The sequence below is a fragment of the Baekduia sp. genome (genome assembly GCF_035996765.1).
Classification (GTDB): Bacteria; Actinomycetota; Thermoleophilia; order Solirubrobacterales; family Solirubrobacteraceae; genus Baekduia.
This window is the reverse complement of sequence record NZ_DASYJG010000035.1, coordinates 114,524-132,071: the sequence shown is the minus strand read 5'-3', so window position 1 is coordinate 132,071 and position 17,548 is coordinate 114,524. Positions and strand designations below refer to the sequence as shown.

The 17,548-nt window shown below is 71.4% G+C and carries 16 protein-coding genes; 5 read left to right on the top strand and 11 right to left on the bottom strand.

The features are described from left to right. Positions 1 to 60: 60 nt before the first annotated feature. Both VGO10_RS08100 and VGO10_RS08095 read left to right on the top strand, forming a co-directional pair. Positions 61 to 339, top strand: coding sequence for a hypothetical protein (locus VGO10_RS08100; RefSeq protein ID WP_327467019.1), 279 nt, complete (start codon positions 61 to 63; stop codon positions 337 to 339). 65 nt (positions 340 to 404) lie between these two features. Next, positions 405 to 1,034 carry a hypothetical protein gene (locus VGO10_RS08095; RefSeq protein WP_327467017.1) on the top strand — a complete coding sequence of 210 codons (630 nt, stop codon included), beginning with the start codon at positions 405 to 407 and terminating at the stop codon, positions 1,032 to 1,034. An 18-nt stretch (positions 1,035 to 1,052) separates the two neighbouring features. On the opposite strand, the gene VGO10_RS08090 is transcribed toward VGO10_RS08095, so the two are convergent. Genes VGO10_RS08090 through VGO10_RS08080 form a run of 3 tightly spaced genes read right to left on the bottom strand, consistent with a single transcriptional unit; the run spans position 1,053 to position 4,002 of the window. Then, a complete protein-coding gene (locus VGO10_RS08090; RefSeq protein ID WP_327467015.1) occupies positions 1,053 to 2,744 on the bottom strand; it encodes an ABC transporter substrate-binding protein in 1,692 nt (563 codons plus the stop codon). A 56-nt stretch (positions 2,745 to 2,800) separates the two neighbouring features. Further along, positions 2,801 to 3,460, bottom strand: a complete 660-nt coding sequence (locus VGO10_RS08085; RefSeq protein WP_327467013.1) for a helix-turn-helix domain-containing protein — start codon at positions 3,458 to 3,460, stop codon at positions 2,801 to 2,803. After that, positions 3,457 to 4,002, bottom strand: coding sequence for a sigma-70 family RNA polymerase sigma factor (locus tag VGO10_RS08080; RefSeq protein ID WP_327467011.1), 546 nt, complete (start codon positions 4,000 to 4,002; stop codon positions 3,457 to 3,459). The genes VGO10_RS08085 and VGO10_RS08080 overlap by 4 nt, the downstream gene beginning before the upstream one ends. Positions 4,003 to 4,005: 3 nt before the next feature. Here VGO10_RS08080 and VGO10_RS08075 point away from each other — a divergent pair, with 3 nt between their 5' ends. The 3 genes from VGO10_RS08075 to VGO10_RS08065 all read left to right on the top strand — a co-directional run bounded on the left by VGO10_RS08075 (position 4,006) and on the right by VGO10_RS08065 (position 7,474). After that, entirely contained in the window at positions 4,006 to 4,809 is an 804-nt protein-coding gene (locus VGO10_RS08075) for a class I SAM-dependent methyltransferase (RefSeq protein ID WP_327467009.1), read from the top strand. A 98-nt stretch (positions 4,810 to 4,907) separates the two neighbouring features. Next, a complete protein-coding gene (locus VGO10_RS08070; protein ID WP_327467007.1) occupies positions 4,908 to 6,089 on the top strand; it encodes a TOMM precursor leader peptide-binding protein in 1,182 nt (393 codons plus the stop codon). Positions 6,090 to 6,109: 20 nt separating this feature from the next. Then, positions 6,110 to 7,474: an HD-GYP domain-containing protein gene (locus VGO10_RS08065; protein WP_327467005.1), complete on the top strand. Its 1,365-nt coding sequence runs from the start codon at positions 6,110 to 6,112 to the stop codon at positions 7,472 to 7,474. Here the strand turns inward: VGO10_RS08065 and VGO10_RS08060 are convergent. The 8 genes from VGO10_RS08060 to VGO10_RS08025 form a co-directional block, all read right to left on the bottom strand. Next, complete coding sequence (locus VGO10_RS08060; RefSeq protein WP_327467003.1) at positions 7,471 to 8,943, bottom strand: SCP2 sterol-binding domain-containing protein; 1,473 nt, start codon at positions 8,941 to 8,943, stop codon at positions 7,471 to 7,473. The genes VGO10_RS08065 and VGO10_RS08060 overlap by 4 nt on opposite strands. After that, positions 8,940 to 9,104 (bottom strand): hypothetical protein, encoded by a 165-nt coding sequence (locus tag VGO10_RS08055; RefSeq protein ID WP_327467001.1) that lies wholly within the window; start codon positions 9,102 to 9,104, stop codon positions 8,940 to 8,942. The genes VGO10_RS08060 and VGO10_RS08055 overlap by 4 nt, the downstream gene beginning before the upstream one ends. 52 nt (positions 9,105 to 9,156) lie before the next feature. Further along, positions 9,157 to 10,284, bottom strand: coding sequence for a zinc-binding dehydrogenase (locus tag VGO10_RS08050; RefSeq protein WP_327466999.1), 1,128 nt, complete (start codon positions 10,282 to 10,284; stop codon positions 9,157 to 9,159). Continuing rightward, the gene (locus VGO10_RS08045) at positions 10,281 to 10,700 is read right to left on the bottom strand and encodes a thioesterase family protein (protein WP_327466997.1); all 420 of its coding nucleotides are present in this window, start codon (positions 10,698 to 10,700) and stop codon (positions 10,281 to 10,283) included. Before VGO10_RS08045 ends, VGO10_RS08050 begins: the two co-directional genes overlap by 4 nt. Next, positions 10,697 to 11,599, bottom strand: a complete 903-nt coding sequence (locus VGO10_RS08040; protein ID WP_327466995.1) for an alpha/beta fold hydrolase — start codon at positions 11,597 to 11,599, stop codon at positions 10,697 to 10,699. Before VGO10_RS08040 ends, VGO10_RS08045 begins: the two co-directional genes overlap by 4 nt. Before the next feature lie 586 nt (positions 11,600 to 12,185). Further along, positions 12,186 to 13,856: a hypothetical protein gene (locus VGO10_RS08035; RefSeq protein ID WP_327466993.1), complete on the bottom strand. Its 1,671-nt coding sequence runs from the start codon at positions 13,854 to 13,856 to the stop codon at positions 12,186 to 12,188. Positions 13,857 to 13,886: 30 nt separating this feature from the next. Continuing rightward, the gene (locus VGO10_RS08030; protein WP_327466991.1) at positions 13,887 to 16,703 is read right to left on the bottom strand and encodes an EAL domain-containing protein; all 2,817 of its coding nucleotides are present in this window, start codon (positions 16,701 to 16,703) and stop codon (positions 13,887 to 13,889) included. A 112-nt stretch (positions 16,704 to 16,815) separates the two neighbouring features. Then, on the bottom strand, positions 16,816 to 17,535 hold the full coding sequence (locus VGO10_RS08025) for a Crp/Fnr family transcriptional regulator (RefSeq protein ID WP_327466989.1): 720 nt from the start codon (positions 17,533 to 17,535) through the stop codon (positions 16,816 to 16,818). Positions 17,536 to 17,548 lie beyond the last annotated feature (13 nt).

The following is a 17,548-nucleotide window of genomic DNA, read 5'->3' as shown; positions in this document are numbered from 1 at the left end:
ATGCGATACTCGTCGGTGCACATCTTGCACCGACATATGCACCGCGCTACGCTCCTCGACATGGCGAAGGCTGCAGCCCCATCTGCGCGCATCTACACCACCCGTGACCAACGGGTCGAGCACGCGCTCGCCACCGCAACGGCAACCGGCCTCGTCGATGCTGGTGCCTCCAGTGCCCAGAAACTCCATGCCCTGGTCGTCTATGCCGACGAGCTGCTGACGGCTGAGGCCGAGCGCGCGGAGAAGCTCGCCGCATACCGTGAACTCGCTCAGGACGATGAGCGCCTGGAGGCGATCCGCGCCAGCAGCCGCCTGGCAGTGGAACACGGCCTGCTTTGAGTGGGCCTCGAGCCGGCTGGCTCTACGAGAACAAGGTTAACGGCGCGGCGGCCGAGCAATTGCTCGTGCTCAGCGAGAACGACTGGAACGACACGATGCGCGACTCGATCGTCGTTCCGGTGATGCGCCTCACGGGTGTCGCCCCAAACGCTCTACGCATCTCCGTCGACGAGACGCCCGGCCTCTATGCCCAGTGCACGCTCGTGCAGAGCATCGCGCACGACGGCATCGGAGCCCCGTTGCGCGTCTGTCCCGAGGAGGCGTGGATTCGGACACGGTTGGGCGTTCGTCGCTTCCTGGATATCGACCGCCGGCGCACCAGCGCAGCTAAGCCGTCGCCGTCGCCAGAGCGGACCGAATGGTGGCCACGCCAGGACGACGTGCACATCGCCACTCTGCCCGGTATCCCACAGCAGAAGGTCGTTTCGGCCATCAGCGACGACGATTGGAACTCCACCGCGAGCGTTCGACACTGCGCGGCGGCGCGGCTGACCAGCCGCGGTCCAAAAGCCAACCGCGTCCGCTGGGAGGTGCCGGTGAGCGGCGGGTTTGTTGTCGCCGGTGATCTCTCTGCGTTGCCCTACGCGGCGATCAATCGGCAAGCGCCCGCGGCCAAGAAGTACCCACAGCGCTTCTCTGCGGACGAGAGCAGCCGCATCGCGCTGCGCCAGCAGACCGCACTCAGCCTGAAGTAGGCCGGCCGAAGGTCGCCCCTACTTCAGCGACGTGTAGGACAAGTCCCAGCTGTCGAAGTAGACGTTCGGCACGCCGGCGACGTCCTTGGAGTGGATCAGCGTGCTCACGTCCCATTGCAGCGGGACACCGGGCGCTTGGGCGACGATCATGCGATCGATCTGGGCCCATGCCTGTCGCCGAGCGGCGCCGCGGAGGTAGACGGCCTTCGCCATCGCGGCGTTGATCGCTGGGTCGTTGAGCTGTGAGTAGTTGGTGTTGCTGGTCGGCGCGATCGCGTGACCGTCGAAGACCGGTTGGAGCATCGGCTGCGGATCTGGGAAGTCCTTGAGCCACGCCAGGCCGCTGCCGCAGGTCAGGAGCTTGCGCGACGGCACCGCGCACCAATCCGTGAAGAGCGCGTCAGAAGGCACGTACCGCAGCCGGATGCGGAACCCGAGCTTCTCGAATTGCGACTGCACAACCTGGGCCACCAGCTTCTCCGACGGGCTGTTGCCGGCCACGACAAGGAACTTCTCCTTGCCGGTGTAGCGGCCCGACGGGTAACCGGCTCGCCGCATGTAGGTCGCCGCGAGCGCCGCATCGCCGCGCGGGTGGGCGACCGAGAGGAAGTCATAGCCTGGTCCCGCCAGCCCGCCGGCCTCCTCGAAGCCCGGGATGCCCGGCGGCAGGAAGTGCGTTGCCAACGGACCGGTGATCGGCCCGCCTCGTGCCTGACGAGCGGCCTGGCGGTCGAAGCCCGCCACCACGGCCTTGCGGACGTTGAGGTTGGTGAACGGCTTGATCGTCGTGTTAATCGGCAGGACGCGGTAGCCGCCCATCGGCAGCTGCACGGCCTGGTCTCGGTGGTGCTCGGCCACGTCCTCGAGGACGGGCGGTGGCGGGATGCCGTCGAGCACCTTGTGTGTGCCGGCCAGGACCTGACGAGCCGCCACGTTGGAGTCCGAGGCGTTGGTCTGGATGATCACGCGGTTGAGGCGCGCCGGGCGGCGGTCGGTCGCACGATCCCAGTTCGGGTTGCGCACGAGCTCGATCCGGCGGCCGGCCTGATAGCCGACCGTCGCGCCGTCACGATCGTTGCGCACCATGTACGGCCCTGTCGCCACGACGTGGGTGTTATAGGTCGACGGGTTCTCGGCGTCGAACGCCTTGGCGTACTCCTCGGGCACCGGTGCGCTGGCCGGCAGGGTGAGCGCACCGACGAAGGCGGCCGCAGACGGCTTGCGCAGATGGAAGACGATCGTGCGCGCGTCGGGCGTCGTGATCCCGCTGATCGCGTGCACGCCCTTGGTCGGTTTGGCCGGCGCGCCGATCAGATCGGCAAAGTAGCCGGGGTACTGGCCGCCCACGTTCACGCTGAAGAAGCGGTCAAACGCATAGGCGACGTCGTGAGCGACCACCTCGCGGTTGACCGGCGGCGAGAACCGGACGCCACGACGGATCCGCACGGTGATCGTGCGACCGTCGGCGGAGATCACAGGAAGCGCCGACGCGAGATCGGGCACCGGCTGCGAGAGGTCGTCCGGCCGGAAGCCGTAGAGCGGCCGCTGGGTTGCGAGCGCGACCTGGATGCCCAGCGAGTAATACGTGTGACCGGGATCGAGGAAGTCGACATCGGACGCCGCCAGCATCGTCAGCGTCCCACCGTGATCGGCGGACGGTCGCTGGTTGCCGGCATCGTCCTTCCCGCAGGCTCCGAGCAGCAGAAGCACGCAGAGCAATGCTCCCGCCGTCGGGAACCGAACCAACATCCTCATCCAGATTGGCGCTAGCGCTTCGAGCGGCGGCGCTTGGGCGCCGCGCTCTCGGAGCCCGTGGGCGGCGCCGAGTAGGCGAGCATGCTCAACCGCGCGCGCACCTCTGGTCCACCGCTCTGCCCGTCCTGCAGGCGACCCGCGCTGGTCGCCTGCTCCTCGATGGCCCAGGCGAGCACCTCGCCGAGGCGATCGCCGAGGTCACGCCAGCCCTGCTCGTCGAGCATGAGGGGCGCGTAGGACAGATGTCGATCCGCCCGCTCGTCGAACGTGCCGGCGGTGACCGCGGTGCGCACGTCTCCCAGCATCTTGCTGAGGACGGTGTTCGACACGGCCTTCCGGGCGCTGGGCGGCAGCTGCGCCCAATCGTCGTCGTCCAAAAATGGGCGCGTCAACGCTCGGTAGTGGTGCTCGATCGCCCCGCGACGGGGCGTGGTCCGCACGAGCTCGATGCAATCGAGCTCGCGCAGGATCCGAACGTGGTAGCTGACGAGCGGCAGGGACTCCTCGAACTCCTTGGACATCTCGTTCGGGCTGGCCACGCCCTCGTTGAGCCGCGTGAGGATCCTCATGCGCAGAGGGTGCGACAACGCCTTGACAATGTTGCTGTCTAGCTCGTGCGGCTTATTGGCCGCGCCGTTTCGTCGCTCCGCGACTGTGGTCGTCTTGCTCATGGCTGATCCCCGCCTTCGTGCTCGGACAGAACTCGCTGCAACCGCCCACGTGCCCGATGCAACTGCACTTTGGCCGTGCCCTCAGGGATCCCGAGGGCAAGGGCAACGGCAGGCTGCGTGAGGTCGTCGACGTACCGCAAGAGCAACAGCTTACGGTCATGCGGGGTCAGATTCCTAACCGCTCGGCGCACATCGACCTGGAGAGGCAGGAGATCGAGGCGCCCAGCGGCGGTCCGGTCGTGAATATCTCCGTGCTCATCGAGGCTGATTGAGGCTGTGTTACGTCCCCGGTGTCGATGGGCTTCGCGGTGGACGATCGTGCGCAGCCAGGCGATCGGATGCTCGGGCACCACGCCATCGCGGAGGCTGCGCCAGGCACGGATCAGCGCCTCCTGGGCGATGTCGGCAGCGTCGTCGGAGGGGGCTACGCGATGGGCTTCGCGCAGGCAGCGAGAGGCTGCGACGTCCCAGTCGAGTTCGCGTTCTGACAACAGCTTCGTGTCGAGGTGAAACGGTTTTGAGCGCTTTGGGGGTCTTGACATGACATGACCCTGATCCAGGCGACGACGCAACCGGAGAAAGAAACGTCGACGGCTCCATACGATGCCCTGGCTCCGCACTACGAAGCCTTCGTCGGCGGCGACCGGTACGGCGAGTGGCTCGCCGGTTTGCTGGGCCTGGCGGCGCAACACGGGGTCGGCGGCGGACGGGCGCTCGACGTCGGCTGCGGCACGGGGCGCAGCCTCGCCGCGTTGGTCGCCGCGGGGTTCACCACCGAGGGCTGCGACCCATCAGGGGCGATGTTGCGCGAGGCACGAGCAGCGCTCGGGCCTGACGTGGCGCTGGAGGTCGCGGCCCTCCCCCACCTGCCCGATCGGGCGCCCGTCGACCTCGTCACGGCGATGAACGACGTCATCAACTGCGTCGCGCCGGACGATCTCGACGCCGCGGTGGCAGCGCTGGCCAGCCGCGTGCGGCGCGGCGGGCTCGTGCTGTTCGATGCCAACACGCGCCGCACCTATGACGGCTTCTTCGGCTCGACGTTCTGCCGCAGCGACGACGATCGCTTCTTCGTGTGGGAGAGCCTGCCGGGCGCATCGGCTTCGCGCTTCACGCACCGGGCGGACCTCCATGCCTTCGCCCGCGACCCCGAGCAACCGGATCGCTGGATCCGCAGCGTGAGCCATCACGTGCAACACCACCACCCGCACGCGCAGGTCACCAACGCCCTCGACGCCGCAGGCCTGGAGCTCCTGTTGGTCTGCGGCCAACGCGACGACGGCCCGCGTGACGACGCTTGCGACGAGGCAGTCCACACCAAGCGGATCTACCTCGCACGCCTTCGATGACCCCCGAAACAGAAAGGAGGATGCCCCATGCTCAAGATCACGAAGCTCGAAGAGCCGACGCTGCCGGCCCTGGCCATCACGAAGGGCTACTAGTCGCCATGCCGACGGTCGTGCCGGCGGTCGTGACCGCCCCCCGTTGCGGCCACGACCGTTGGTGGCCTCGGCTGAAGCCCACGATCGAGGTGATCCCTGACCGGGGTCGCCTGATCCTCATGCGCAGCGGCCGCCAGAACGGCGACGTCGCGCTTGACGGTGATCCCCGCGTGCTCGGCGAGCTGCTTGCGCAGCTCGACGGCACGCGGGGGCCCGCGTCGATCCTGGCGTCGTTGCGTGCCACGGTCGCTCCTGCGTTGACGGCCGAGGATCTCGATGAGGCGCTGAGGGCGCTTGCCGCCGACGGGTTGATCGAGGACGCCACTGACGACGCGCGCCATCTCGATCCCGCCGGCCTGGAGCGCTATGACCGTCAGCTGCGGTACTTCGGTGACCTTGCCGGCGCGGGTATGCCGCGTGCTGCGGCACAGGCGCGGTTGGAGGCGGCGACGGTCGCCGTGCTCGGCCTCGGTGGCCTGGGCGGCATGGCGGCGACGATGCTCACGGTCTGTGGCGTCGGCACGATCGTCGGTGTCGACCATGATGTCGTCGAGCTCAGCAACCTCGCGCGGCAGGTGCTCTATGGCCAGGACGATCTCGGCCGGCTCAAGGTCGATGCGGCAGCCGACCGCCTGAGCCAGCTCAACGCCCGCGGTCACTTCGTCGGCATCCCTCGTCGCCTGGACTCCACCGCCGCCGTCGCCGACGCGATCGCCGGCGCCGACTTCGTCGTGGCCGCCGTCGACTGGCCCGCCGATCGGATCTCGGGCTGGGTCAACGCGGCCTGCTGGGCGGCCGGCATTCCGTACGTCGGCATGAGCCAGCACCCGCCGCTGGTGCGCGTCGGCCCGACGTACCTTCCCGGCGCCACCGGTTGCCTGACCTGCCAAGAGGCCGCCTATCGCCGCCGCTTCCCGCTCTTTGACGCCGCCCGCTCGGCGATCTCGGATGACTCCCCCGCGGCGACCTACGCGCCGGCCTGCGGCCTCATCGGCTCGCTCGTGGCCAACGAGGCGATCGCGCACATCACCGGCCTGACGCCGGTCGCCTGCCTCGGACGCTCGACGGTCATCGACCTCACGACGCTCGCGGTCACCCATGAGGAGGTCCCGCGCGACCCCGACTGCGGCGTTTGTGGGCGCGGCGCCGTCTCGACCATGCGTCCGGCCGCCTCACCGATCGGATAAGCCGATCCGACATCCGGGACATGGACGTCCGGCTCTCGGAAGTGCTCGCCGCGCTCTCTCACGCACTCGACATCACCGAGGGGCAACCGCGTGGCCACGCCGAGCGCACCTGCCTGATCAGCATGCGGATCGCGGCGCAGCTCGGCCTCGACGCCCAGACGCGCTCCTCGCTCTTTCACGCCGCCTTGCTCAAGGACGCCGGCTGCTCGTCGAACGCCGCCAAGGTCGCCGCGCTCTACGGCGCCGATGACGCCGACGTCAAGCGCGACCGCAAGACCACCGACCACCTCATCCCCGGCCAGTCGATCCGCCACCTCGTGCGCTCGACCGCGCCGGGCCGCTCGCCGATCGCCAAGGCGCGCCATCTCAAGCTGCTGGTCGCCCACGGCTCCGCGGGCTCGCGCGGCCTGACCGAGCTGCGCTGCGAGCGCGGCGCCGAGGTCGCCCGTTATGTCGGCCTGAGCCTCGAGGCCGAGACCGCGATCCGCCATCTCGACGAGCACTTCGATGGCCGCGGCTACCCGCAGTCGCTGGAGGGCGAGCAGATCTCGCTCTGTGGCCGCATCCTCTGCCTTGCCCAGACCGCGGAGGTCTACTGGCAGGAGGGCGGCGGCGCGGCCGGCGCCTGTGGTGTGGCGCGCGATCGGCGCGGCACGTGGTTTGACCCGGCGCTGGTCGACGCGCTCTGCGCGGCCGAGGACGACCATGCGTTTTGGGCGTCGTTGGACGAGCCGCGCGTCGCGTCGTTGGAGCCGGTCGATCGCCTGCTACACGCCGACGACGACGGGCTCGATCGCATCGCCCAGGCGTTTGCCGGGATCGTGGACGCCAAGACGCCCTACACCGCCCGCCACTCCGAGGGCGTCGCCGACATCGCGGTGGCGCTGTCGGCCGCGCTCGGCTTCGATGCGCTGGCCCAGCGCCGGCTGCGCCGCGCCGGCCTGCTGCACGACATCGGCAAGCTCGGCGTCTCCAACCGGATCCTCGACAAGCCCGGCAAGCTCGACGCCGACGAGTGGGCCGCGGTGCGTCGCCACCCGACCTGGACGCTGGAGATCCTGCAGCGGATCCCGGCCTTCGCCGACCTCGCCGAGGTCGCAGCCAACCACCACGAGAAGCTCGACGGCAGCGGCTACGGCCGTGGCCTGACCGGCGGTGAGCTGACGCTGGAGGCGCGGATCCTCGTCGTCGCCGATATCGCGGAGGCGCTCACCGCCGACCGGCCCTACCGCGGTTCGATGCCGGTCGAGAAGGTCCTGGAGATCATGGGCGGCGACGTGCCGCACGCGCTTGACGGCGACGTCTTCGCGCGGCTGCCGGATGTGCTGGCGCGCCGCGCCGGTGATGCTGTGGCAGTCGCGCCGCCGGACGCCCTGGCCGCTTAGCGCGCCCAGATCGGCGCCGGATCCCATGCCGGGATCCGCAGGTGCTTGAGCACCGCGAGCGCCCGGAGGGTCGGGGCCGCGCCGGCGGAGGAGCGCAGGTCGCCGCAGCGCAGCGCGCTGGCCGGGTCGAGCTTGCCGATGAACCAGCGGTAGGCGTCCTCGCCGCTGCAGGAGAGCTCGAGGTCGACGTCGTCGGCGGGCTCGCGTCGCAGGAGCTGTGCCTGCCCGCCGCGCAGGTCGAGCAGGAGCTCGGCGTCGGGCTCGTGGAGCGCGAAGCGCACGACGAGGTCGATCCGGCCGAGGCGCGCACGCAGGGCGGCGTCGACCGCCAGCGCGTCGCGCACGCGGCCGCCCAGTTCGACCGTCACGGCTTCGGCGTCGGGAAAGCGCGGCGCCTCGCGCTCGGCGCGCAGGTGAGCGAGGACGTCGCCGGCGTTGCGCACCGGGGGCAGCGCGCGCAGCCGCTCCAGGCGGACGTCGGCAAACGCGTCGCCGCGCTCGGCGTCGCGGGCGACGACCGCGGCGTAGTGGCGGCTCGCCGCCGCGCCCCAGGTGACCGCGGGCGCATCGCGCTCCCAGTCGCGCGGGGCCAGACGCAGCAACCAGCCGGCGCCTTCGGGGTCGCGGGCCAATAGGTTGGGATCCTCGACCAGCCGCGGGTTGACCGCCAGGATCGAGCCGCCGACCGGCGCCCAGATGCCGAACGTGCCGGCCGCCGTGCTGACGGTCGCGGCGGGGTCACCGGCTTCGAGCGCCGCGCCGGGCTCGGGCAGCGTGAGCTTGAGGTCACCGCCGAGGTCGCGGGCCAGCGCCGCGGTCAGGCCGACCACGACCGCGCCGAGCGCCGTCTCGACCCACAGGTGCGCGTCGAGCGCGATGCCGCGGGCGGCCGTGCCGAAGGCGGCGGGGTCGACGGGTGGGTGGGATCCGATCAGTGGGAGCGCGTGGGGATCGCGCGCGCCGCCGCCGGCACGCCGTGGCGACGGCCAGGACGGCGACGGCGCCCAGAGGTCGTCGGGCAGCGGCGCGCCGTGGCGCAGCGCCTCGTCGCTCAGGCGGTCGGCCGCGACGAGCGGCACGCCGTAGCGCTCGGCGGCGCGCGCCAGCGTCTCGCGCTGCTCGAAGCCGGCGCGGTCCGGGAGCGCGAGCGCGGTGACGCACGCGTGCTCGGCGCGAAAGCCGCTGCGGTGGACCTCCAGGTCGCCCCACGCGGCGACCGCGCCGACGGCCTGATCGGCGCGGAAGTCCAGCCGCCGGTCGGCCGGATCGGTCAGCGCGTAGAGCCCGCACATGCAGTCGGCCACCGGCGGCGCGTGGCGCACGTCGCGCGCGCAGACAGCGCGGTTGGCACCTGGCTCCCACGGCAGCGCCATGAACGTCCACGGGCGCAGCAGACCGTCCTCCTCGACGTGCCAGGCGCGGTAGCCGACGACGGCCTCCAGGTAGTCGGGTGCGCCTTCGCTGCTCACGCCGGGACGGGCTCGCGCTCGGGCGCGACGGCGGGCTCGGGCGCGTCCGCGGGCTCGCGGTCGGGCTCCCGCTCACGGGGCGCCTGGGCGGGCACGGGCAGCCGCAGCGGCTCGACGCGGATGCGGCGCGAGGGCCCGGGAAGATCGAGGAGGTCCGGCATCGGCGCGGGAGGCTAGAGATCGCACCCGATGGCACCGCGACGCGGCTCGGATCTACAGCATCACCGCCTGCCGCACGGCGGCGCCGGCGGCGAGGCGGTCAAAGCCCTCGTTCAGGTCGTCGAGGCCGATCCGGTGCGTCAGCAGCTCCTGCACCGGCAGCCGCCCGTTCTTGTAGGCCTCGACGAAGAGCGGGATGTCGCGGTCGGGCACGCACGAGCCCAGATAGGAGCCCTTGAGCGTGCGCTCCTCGGTGACGAGGCTGACGGCCTGGATGTCGAGCCGCTGCTCGGGGTGCGGGAGGCCGACGGTCACGGTGGTGCCGCCGCGGCGCGTCGCCTCGTAGGCCTGGGCCAGAACGCGCGCGCTGCCCACGGTCTCGATGACCTTGTCGCCCCCACCGCCGGTGGCCTCGCGGATCGCCGCGACGGCGCCGTCGCCGGCGTGGATCGGCGTCGCGCCCAGACGGCGCGCGTGCTCAAGCTTCTCTTCGACGACGTCGACGGCGACGACCTCGGCGGCACCCGCCATCTGCGCGCCGAGCAGCGCGGCGAGGCCGACGCCGCCCAACCCGAAGACGACGACCCGGTCGTCGGGCGCGACGTGCGCGCTGTTGACCGCGGCGCCGACCCCGGTGAGGACCGCGCAGCCGAAGAGCGCCGCGATCTCGTAGGGCAGGTCGACGTCGACCTTGACCGCCGAGTGCGCCGAGACGACGATGTGGTCGGCGAAGGCCGACACGCCAAGATGGTGGTGAAGATGCCCGCCGTGGTCGCCGACGCCAGCCCAGCGTCGCTCACCGCTGAGCAGCGTGCCCGCCGCGTTGGCCGCCGCGCCCGGCTCGCAGAGCGCCGGCCGCTGGGCACGGCACGGCCCGCAGGCGCCGCAGGTCGGCACGAACGACAGGACGACGTGGTCGCCGGCCGTGAAGCCCGGGGTCTCCCCTCCGGTCTCCACGACCTCCCCCGCCGCCTCGTGGCCGAGGACCATCGGCATGACGCGCGGCCGCGAGCCGTCGATGACCGACAGGTCCGAGTGGCAGAGGCCGGCGGCGCCGACGCGGATCAGCAGCTCGCCCGGCCCGGGCGGCGCGAGCTCCAACTCGACGACCTCCAGCGGCCGCGAGTCGACGTAGGGCTTGGGCAGCCCCATCTCCCGCAGGACGGCGCCGCGGACCTTCACGCCGCCAGCCGCTCCAGCGCCGAGCGGATCGCCTCCGGGATCGGCTGCGGACGGCGCGTCTCGCGATCGACGAAGACGTGGACGAACCAGCCCCGCCCCGCGGCCTTCTCGCCCTTGTCGCCGAAGAGCCCGATCTCGTATCTGACCGACGAGGTGCCGAGGTGTCCCACGCGCATCCCGGCCTCGACGGGCTCGGGGAAGACCAGCGGCGCGGTGAACTTGCAGTGCGACTCCGCGCAGAGCCCGATCGTCGGCCCCTGCAGGATGTCCAGGCCGCCCTCTTGGATGAGGTAGGCGTTGATGATGGTGTCGAAGAACGCGTAGTACTCGACGTTGTTGACGTGGCCGTAGACGTCGTTGTCGTGCCACCGCGTCGGGATCGTCATCCGATGCGGGTAGGCGTCGAGACCGCTCATGAGCGGTGGCGGAGCATGAGCTGGCGGACGAGGTCGTCGTCAAACGCGGCCGGCTCGGTGGTGGCGATGAAGTCGTGCAAGAGGGCTACGAAGCGCTCCGGATCGTCGTTGAACGGGAAGTGACCCGCGCCCGCGAAGATCTCCAGGCGGCTGTCGGGCATCTGGGCATGCGCGTCGTGGGCGTGCTTGACCGGGATCATGTGGTCCTTCTCGCCCCACACGATCAGCGACGGGACATGCTCGGCGAGGTAGAGCCGGTCAGTCGCGTCGACGCGCTGGCCGGCCGGGTCGATCACCGAGCGCGCGGTGTGCACGAAGGCGCGGCGGGCGTCGCCGTCACCGAGCGACTCGAAGCCCTCGGCCATGCCGCGGACGTCGGCCGACGCGCGCAGGCCGACGCGGCCGAGGACCGAGCCCAGCGCCGCGCCCGCGCCTCTTAGCGGGCTCGACGCCAGCAGCGGCAGGACGTACTCGGCGCCGGGCAGGGTCGCTGCGCGCAGCACGAGGCTGACCTCGGAGCCCAGGCCGCCGGAGTCGACGAGCGCCAGGCGCTCGACGCGCTCGGGGAACTGGTAGGCGAACTGCATCGCCACACCGCCGCCGAGCGAGTGGCCGACGACCGTCGCCCGCGGGATCTCCAGCGCCACGAGCAGATCGCGCAGCCCTGAGGCGTAGGCGCCGAGCGAGTAATCGCCGCGCGGCTTGGCCGAGCGTCCGTGGCCGAGCAGGTCGGGCGCGATCACCGTGTAGTGCTCGGCCAGCGCCGGCATGACCGTTCGCCACGTCCGCGAGCTGGACGTGATGCCGTGGATGAGGAGGACGGCCGGCCCCGCGCCCATCTGGTGATAGGTGACGGGGTGGCCATGCAGCTCGATCTGCTGCGACGAGGAATCGGTCATCGGCGGAGCAGCAACATATCGCGGTTGGATTGAGGGTCGGGTGCGGGCGTCCGTGGCGCGCAGTGCGCGGCGTTGGTCGTGCTGTGGAGGGGGGTCTGTCGGCACCGAGGAGAGCGAATGGGGCCGGCGGCTCGAGGCGTCACCTGTCGTCCGCTGGCGCATGGGCGCAGGTCGTTCGGGCGTTGATGATCACCGAACGACATCGAACCCGCGCATATCGCGGGTTCGATCTCATCCGCCTCATTTCGGCCCCGAATCGTCGCACCGGGGCGCCGCCGGGCGCTCAAACTAGGGGTGGGCCTGTCTGCGGACACATGCCGGCCGCCAGCAGGCCCACGTCGTCTCGGCCGGTCCTCGGAGCGCCGGGTGGGCCCGTTCACGGACGTATACCGGCCGCCAACAGGCCCACCCGCCCGGGCGCGTGCGGACGACGAGCCAACGCGTCGAGCCGCCGGCCCCGCTCGCTCCCCTCGGTGCCGACAGACCCCGCTTCGCAGCACGACCAACGCTCCGCACTGCCCACCATGAACGCACGCCGCACACGCTGAGCGGCCAGCCAACGCCGCGAACCAGGAGCCGCCAAGACCTACGGCGCCTCGACCGCCGCCGTCTCCCCCGCATACACCGCCGCGCCGCCCGCGAAGTCCAAGGACACGCGGTAGGTCCCGGCCGGCGCGTTGGCATCGAGCGTGTACGAGGTGCCGTCGGCGCTCACCGTCGCGGTCGTCACCGGATCCTGCGTCCAGCGGTCAAAGCACCCTGCCGGCACGCCCACCGAGGACGGCGTGATGAGCACCGGCCCGTACTGGCGCTGGTTGCACACCTGCTCCAGCAGGCGGTCCAGGCGCACCTTGCGGCCCGGCTGCGCGGGGCTGATCGTGCCGCTGACCTGCAGCCGGCCGTCGGGCAGCCGCGTGGTGGCCGCGGTCATGTGGACGTAGGTGGTGATGTTGAGGTTCTGGCTGGTGGGGATCGAGACGGCGCCCTGCACGATCGGCCGCGTCGCCGCCGCCAGCAGCAGGCGCCAGCGCGGCGTGCCCGGGATCGGGATCGTCGCGGTGCCGTCGGCGCCGGTGGTCGCCGTGGCGCCGGTCGGCACGGGCGCGCGCTGGTTCACCGGGCCGCTGACGACGTTGGTCGACAGCAGCTCGACCTGCTCGCCGGCGACCGGCGCGGTACCCACGACGGCGGTCCGGGAGACGGTCCGACGCGTCAGCGTCGCGACGGCGGAGGGCGCCGAGTCGACGTACACGGGCTGCGGCGCGGCGGTCAGCGACAGCTCCGGCGCCAACACCCGCTGCGCGACAGCGAACGGATCGTCACCGGCGACGATGATGCACGCGCACTCGGTGCTGCTCTCGAACGAGACGGTCTGCGCGTAGTAGTCGTGACCGCCGTCGCGGGCGAACGCGCCGGCGAGGTTGACGAAGGCCCGCACGTCGGTCCGCGCGCCGCTTCCGAGCCGAATGCGCGTGAAGACGTTCGCCTGTCGGATGCCGCCGCGCGCCGTGTAGAGCGCGCCACCGTCCAGCGAGATCGCGCCGATGAAGTTCGACTCCTCGCCCTGGGCCTCACGCTGCAACGTCCGCGAGTGGCCGCCGCCGACCTTGACCACGCGCGCCTCGGTGGCGCCCGAGCCGTACTGGACGGCGGGATGAGCCAGGATCGCCACGTAGCCGTCGCCGACATCCAGCTGCGAGATCGCCGCGCAGTGGCCGCGATCGAGCTTGCGCGTCGACGAGCCGTGCGACGACAGCGTGCGGACGTACGGCACGTCACAGGCCGACTTCCTCTTGCCCGAGCCCGTCGTCCCGTGGACGGCGTACGCCAGCCGTGAGCCCTCGATCGCCACGGCCGGCGAGCCGCCGCCGCGGTACGGGATGTGGGCGAGCACGCGGGCCTTCACCACGCCGGAGCTGATCAGCTGCCCGCCGCGCACCATGCAGGAGCCCGATCGCGTCGAGCAGCCTTCGGTCCAGATCAGCTGCGCGCCCTCCCCACCGGCGCGTGCGCCGACGTCGAGGATCGCGCTGGCGGGTGGGTTGCGCCGCAGCGCCGTCTGTGCGTGGCTGGCGCCCGCGCGGACGACAATGCGGCCGTCATCGGCGCGCCAGACCACATAGCCCGCGTCGGCGACGATCGCGGTGCCGTGCGTGCTGCTGCCGAAGGGCTCGTCAGCGAAGGTCGACGGAGCCGTGGCGGCCAGCGTCAGAAGGGCGGCAGCGGCGAGAAGGACAAGACGGTGAAGCGTGGACATGAACATCGAACGCCGCCAACCACCCTGAGGTCACGCCGGCGTGTCAGCCCGCGTGCGGTCGGCCGCCACCCCCGCGGCCGCCAACAGCTCCTCGAGCGGCGCCGGACGACCAAGATGATGGCCTTGCCCGAAGTCGACACCGTGGGCGAGCAGGAGCTCGATCACCGGCCCGTCGTCGACGAACTCGGCGACCGTGGTGCGCCCAAGGCCATGCGCAATCCCCGTCACCGCGGAGATGACCAGGCGGTCGGTCTCGTTGTCCTCCGCGTTGGCCACGAACTCGCCGTCGATCTTCAGCACGTCGAACGGCAAGTGCTTCAAGTACGAGAACGAGCCGAAGCCCGCGCCGAAGTCGTCCAGCGCGAAGCCGCAGCCGAGCGCGCGGACCGCCTCGGCAAACGCCCCCGCGCGCGGGATGTCGGCGACCGCGGCGGTCTCGGTGAGCTCGACGACCAGATCGGACGGCTCGACGCCCGCGGCGGTCAGCTCAGCACCGATCAGCGCGAGCAGCTCGGCGTCGCCGACCGAGCGGGCCGACACGTTGACCGACAGCGGCAGCCGCCCGCCGATGGCGGCGACCTGCCCCATCGCCCGGATCGCCTCGGCCACGACCCAGCGGTCGATCGCCGTGATCGTCCCGAAGCGCTCGGCGGCCGGCAGGAAGCTCTCCGGCAAGATCAGCTCGCCGTCGTCGCCGACCATCCGCAACAAGAGCTCATGGCGCACGGTCTCGCGCGTGCGCAGGTCCACGATGGGCTGCGCGTGCAGGACCAAGCGCTCCTCGGCCAGCGCCCGATCCAGCCGCTGCAGCCAGGTCATCTGCGCCCGGATCCGCGGCTGGCGGCCGCCCTCGGCGTGGTAGACGGCGAACTGGTTGCGCCCGGCCTCCTTGGCCTCGTACATCGCGAGGTCTGCGCCGACCATGAGCTCGCCGCTGCTCACGGTCGCGGCCTCGACCGCCGCCACGCCGATCGACGCGGTGACGTTGCCCGCCTGCTGGTCGCCGAAGCCGCGCGCGCGTTGGCGGACGATCTCGACCAGGGCGCTGGCAACCACGGCCGCCTCTGGCGCGGACTCGACCGGCAGCAACACCGCGAACTCGTCGCCGCCGAGCCGGGCGAGCACGTCGGTCTCGCGCAGCCGCTCGCGCAGCGCCGAGGCGCAGGCGATGATCAGCTGGTCGCCGGCATGGTGGCCGAGGGTGTCGTTGACGTACTTGAAGCCGTCGAGGTCGACGATCAGCAGCGCGCCCGCCGCGCCGTAGCGGCGCGTTCGCGCGACGTGCGCATCCAGCGCGCGCTCGAAGCCACGCCGGTTGAGCAGGCCCGTCAGCGGATCGTGGTCGGCGAGATGGCGCAGCCGCGCCTCGTATTCGCGCCGCTCGGTGACGTCCTGCATCTGACCCAGGATGTGCAGCGGCGCGCCGTGCTCGTCGCGCACGAGGGTGGCGCTGACCGACACCCAGACGTCGCGTCCGTCGCGGTGGTTGAGGCGATGCTCGAGCCGGATGTCGCCGTCGACCATCGCCGCGATCGCCTCGACCACCTGCGCGACGTCGTCGGGATGCACGATGCCAAGCGGCCCCTGCTCGAGCAGCTCCTCGCGCGGGTAGCCGGTCAGCACCGCCAGCGCGTCGTTGATGCGCAGGAAGCGTCCCTCGCGGTCGGACAGGAACATGCCGTTGGGCGCGCGGTCGAAGGCGACCTCGAAGCGCTGCTCGGCGGCGCGGCGTGCCCGATCGGCGGCGCGCTGCTCGGTGACGTCCTGGCTGATGCCCTCGATCCGGATCAGCTGCCCGTCGGCGCCGCGGACCGCACGCACACGCGAGAGCAGCGTGCGCCGCGTGCCGTCGGTGCGCAGGATCACCATCTCGAGCTCGGCGTCCTGGCCATCGCGCTGCGCGGCGCGCGTGACCTCCATGAGGCGCTCACGATCGGCCGGGTCGACGCGCTCCGACAGGAACTCCTTGAACGTCGGCAGCGGCTGCGACGGGTCCAGGCCGTAGATCCGGCAGAGCTCCGGCGACCACGTCATCTGCTGGGTCGCGATATCCCAGCGCCAGGAGCCGGTCCGCGCCAGTGCTTGTGCACGCTGCAACTCGGCCGCCTGGGCGAGCTGATCGGTGACGTCGAAGGTGACGGCCATCGCCTCGGCACCGAGCGGGCGAAACGCGGTGCGGTAGGTCCGCCCGTTGGCCGAGACGCTCTCCAACGCGCTCGACGTCCCAGCCAGCGCATCGCGATAGTGATCGAGCACGTCAGGGCGGCCAGCCCGCTCCAAGACCTCGGCCACGCTCTGGCCGACCATCGCCTCGGCGTCGTGGCCGGCCTGTTCGATCGCCGCCCCGGCGACCATCACAAAGCGCAACTGCTCGTCGACGACGAGCACGCCGGTGTCGGGAAGTTCCTTGACGAGGTTGCGGTAGCGCTCCTCCGAGCGGCGCAGGCGGCGGCGGTCGTCCCGGCGGCGCAGCGCGTAGCGCACGGTCCGGGCCAGCATCGGCCCGTCGATCTCCTGCTTGACCAGGAAGTCGGCCACGCCGAGGCGCTCGGCCTCCTGATCCAAGGCCGGATCGGCCATGCCGGTGAGCAGGATGATCGTCGCGTCGGGATCCTCGGCCAGGAGCTCGCGCGCACCCTCCAGCCCCTCGCCGTCGGGCAGCCGCTGGTCGAGCACGACGACGTCGGGACGCTCGGCCGCCCAGGCGGCGCGCATCTCGGCCAGCGTCGCGGCCTCGACAACCTCGACGCCGCCGCGCAGCCCATCGCTGAGCCAGATCGTGGCCAGCCCGCGCGAAGCCGCGACATCATCGACCACCAGCACCTGCACCGGTGCAACGTCGTCCATTACCTCGCCCCCTCCCCGCATCGCGGCCTCAAACCTACGCTGTCAGTGCCCGGTCAAGCGCACTTGGAAGCGCGATCGGACAGATTGCCGTGCGCTGCGATGGGACTTGCGGTCAGGTGGCGGTGCGGATGCCCGGCAACACGTGGGAGGGAAACGAGCCCTTCAGCAGCCAGCCGCCGTCGTCGAGCCGCTGCACCTCACCGCGGCGCGTCAGCTCCCCTACCGCCTGGCTGACCGTCGGGCGCTGGGCGCCGACGAAGCGCGCCATCATGGTGTGGTTGATCGGCACCGGCATGAGCACGCCGTCGGGCGTGACGCGGCCGAAGCGCTCGGCCAGACCCCACAACGAGACCAGCACGCGGTCGTCGATGCGCACGACTTGATGGACGATCAGCCGCAGCGACGCGCTGGTGGCGCGGTCCATCACGCGCCCGGTCACCTGGCTCATGACGCGCGGAAAGCGCGCTGCGTGCGCGGCGAACTGCGCGTCGAGCGCGGCGAAGCGCACGGGCTCCAGCGCGTTGAAGCGCAGATCGATGTCACCGGCCGCCGACTGCTGATCGCTCGGCCACGGCCGCACCATGTCGCCCGGGCCGAGGATCTCCAGGCTCCGGCGCCGGCCGATGACCAGATCGCGGGCCAGCACCCCGGCGATGATCAGCAGCCCGATGACCGCGCCGGTCGCGGCCCAAGCGGGATCGAGATCCCACACGCCGCGGGCGATCGTCAGCGTCTCGGCGACCAGCTCGCGCTTGGCCGCCGCGAAGCCCTGCTGGTCGAGCCCTTGTCCGAGGTCGGGGTCGACCTCCAGCACGCGCACCAAGCCGTCCATGTCTGCCCCAAGT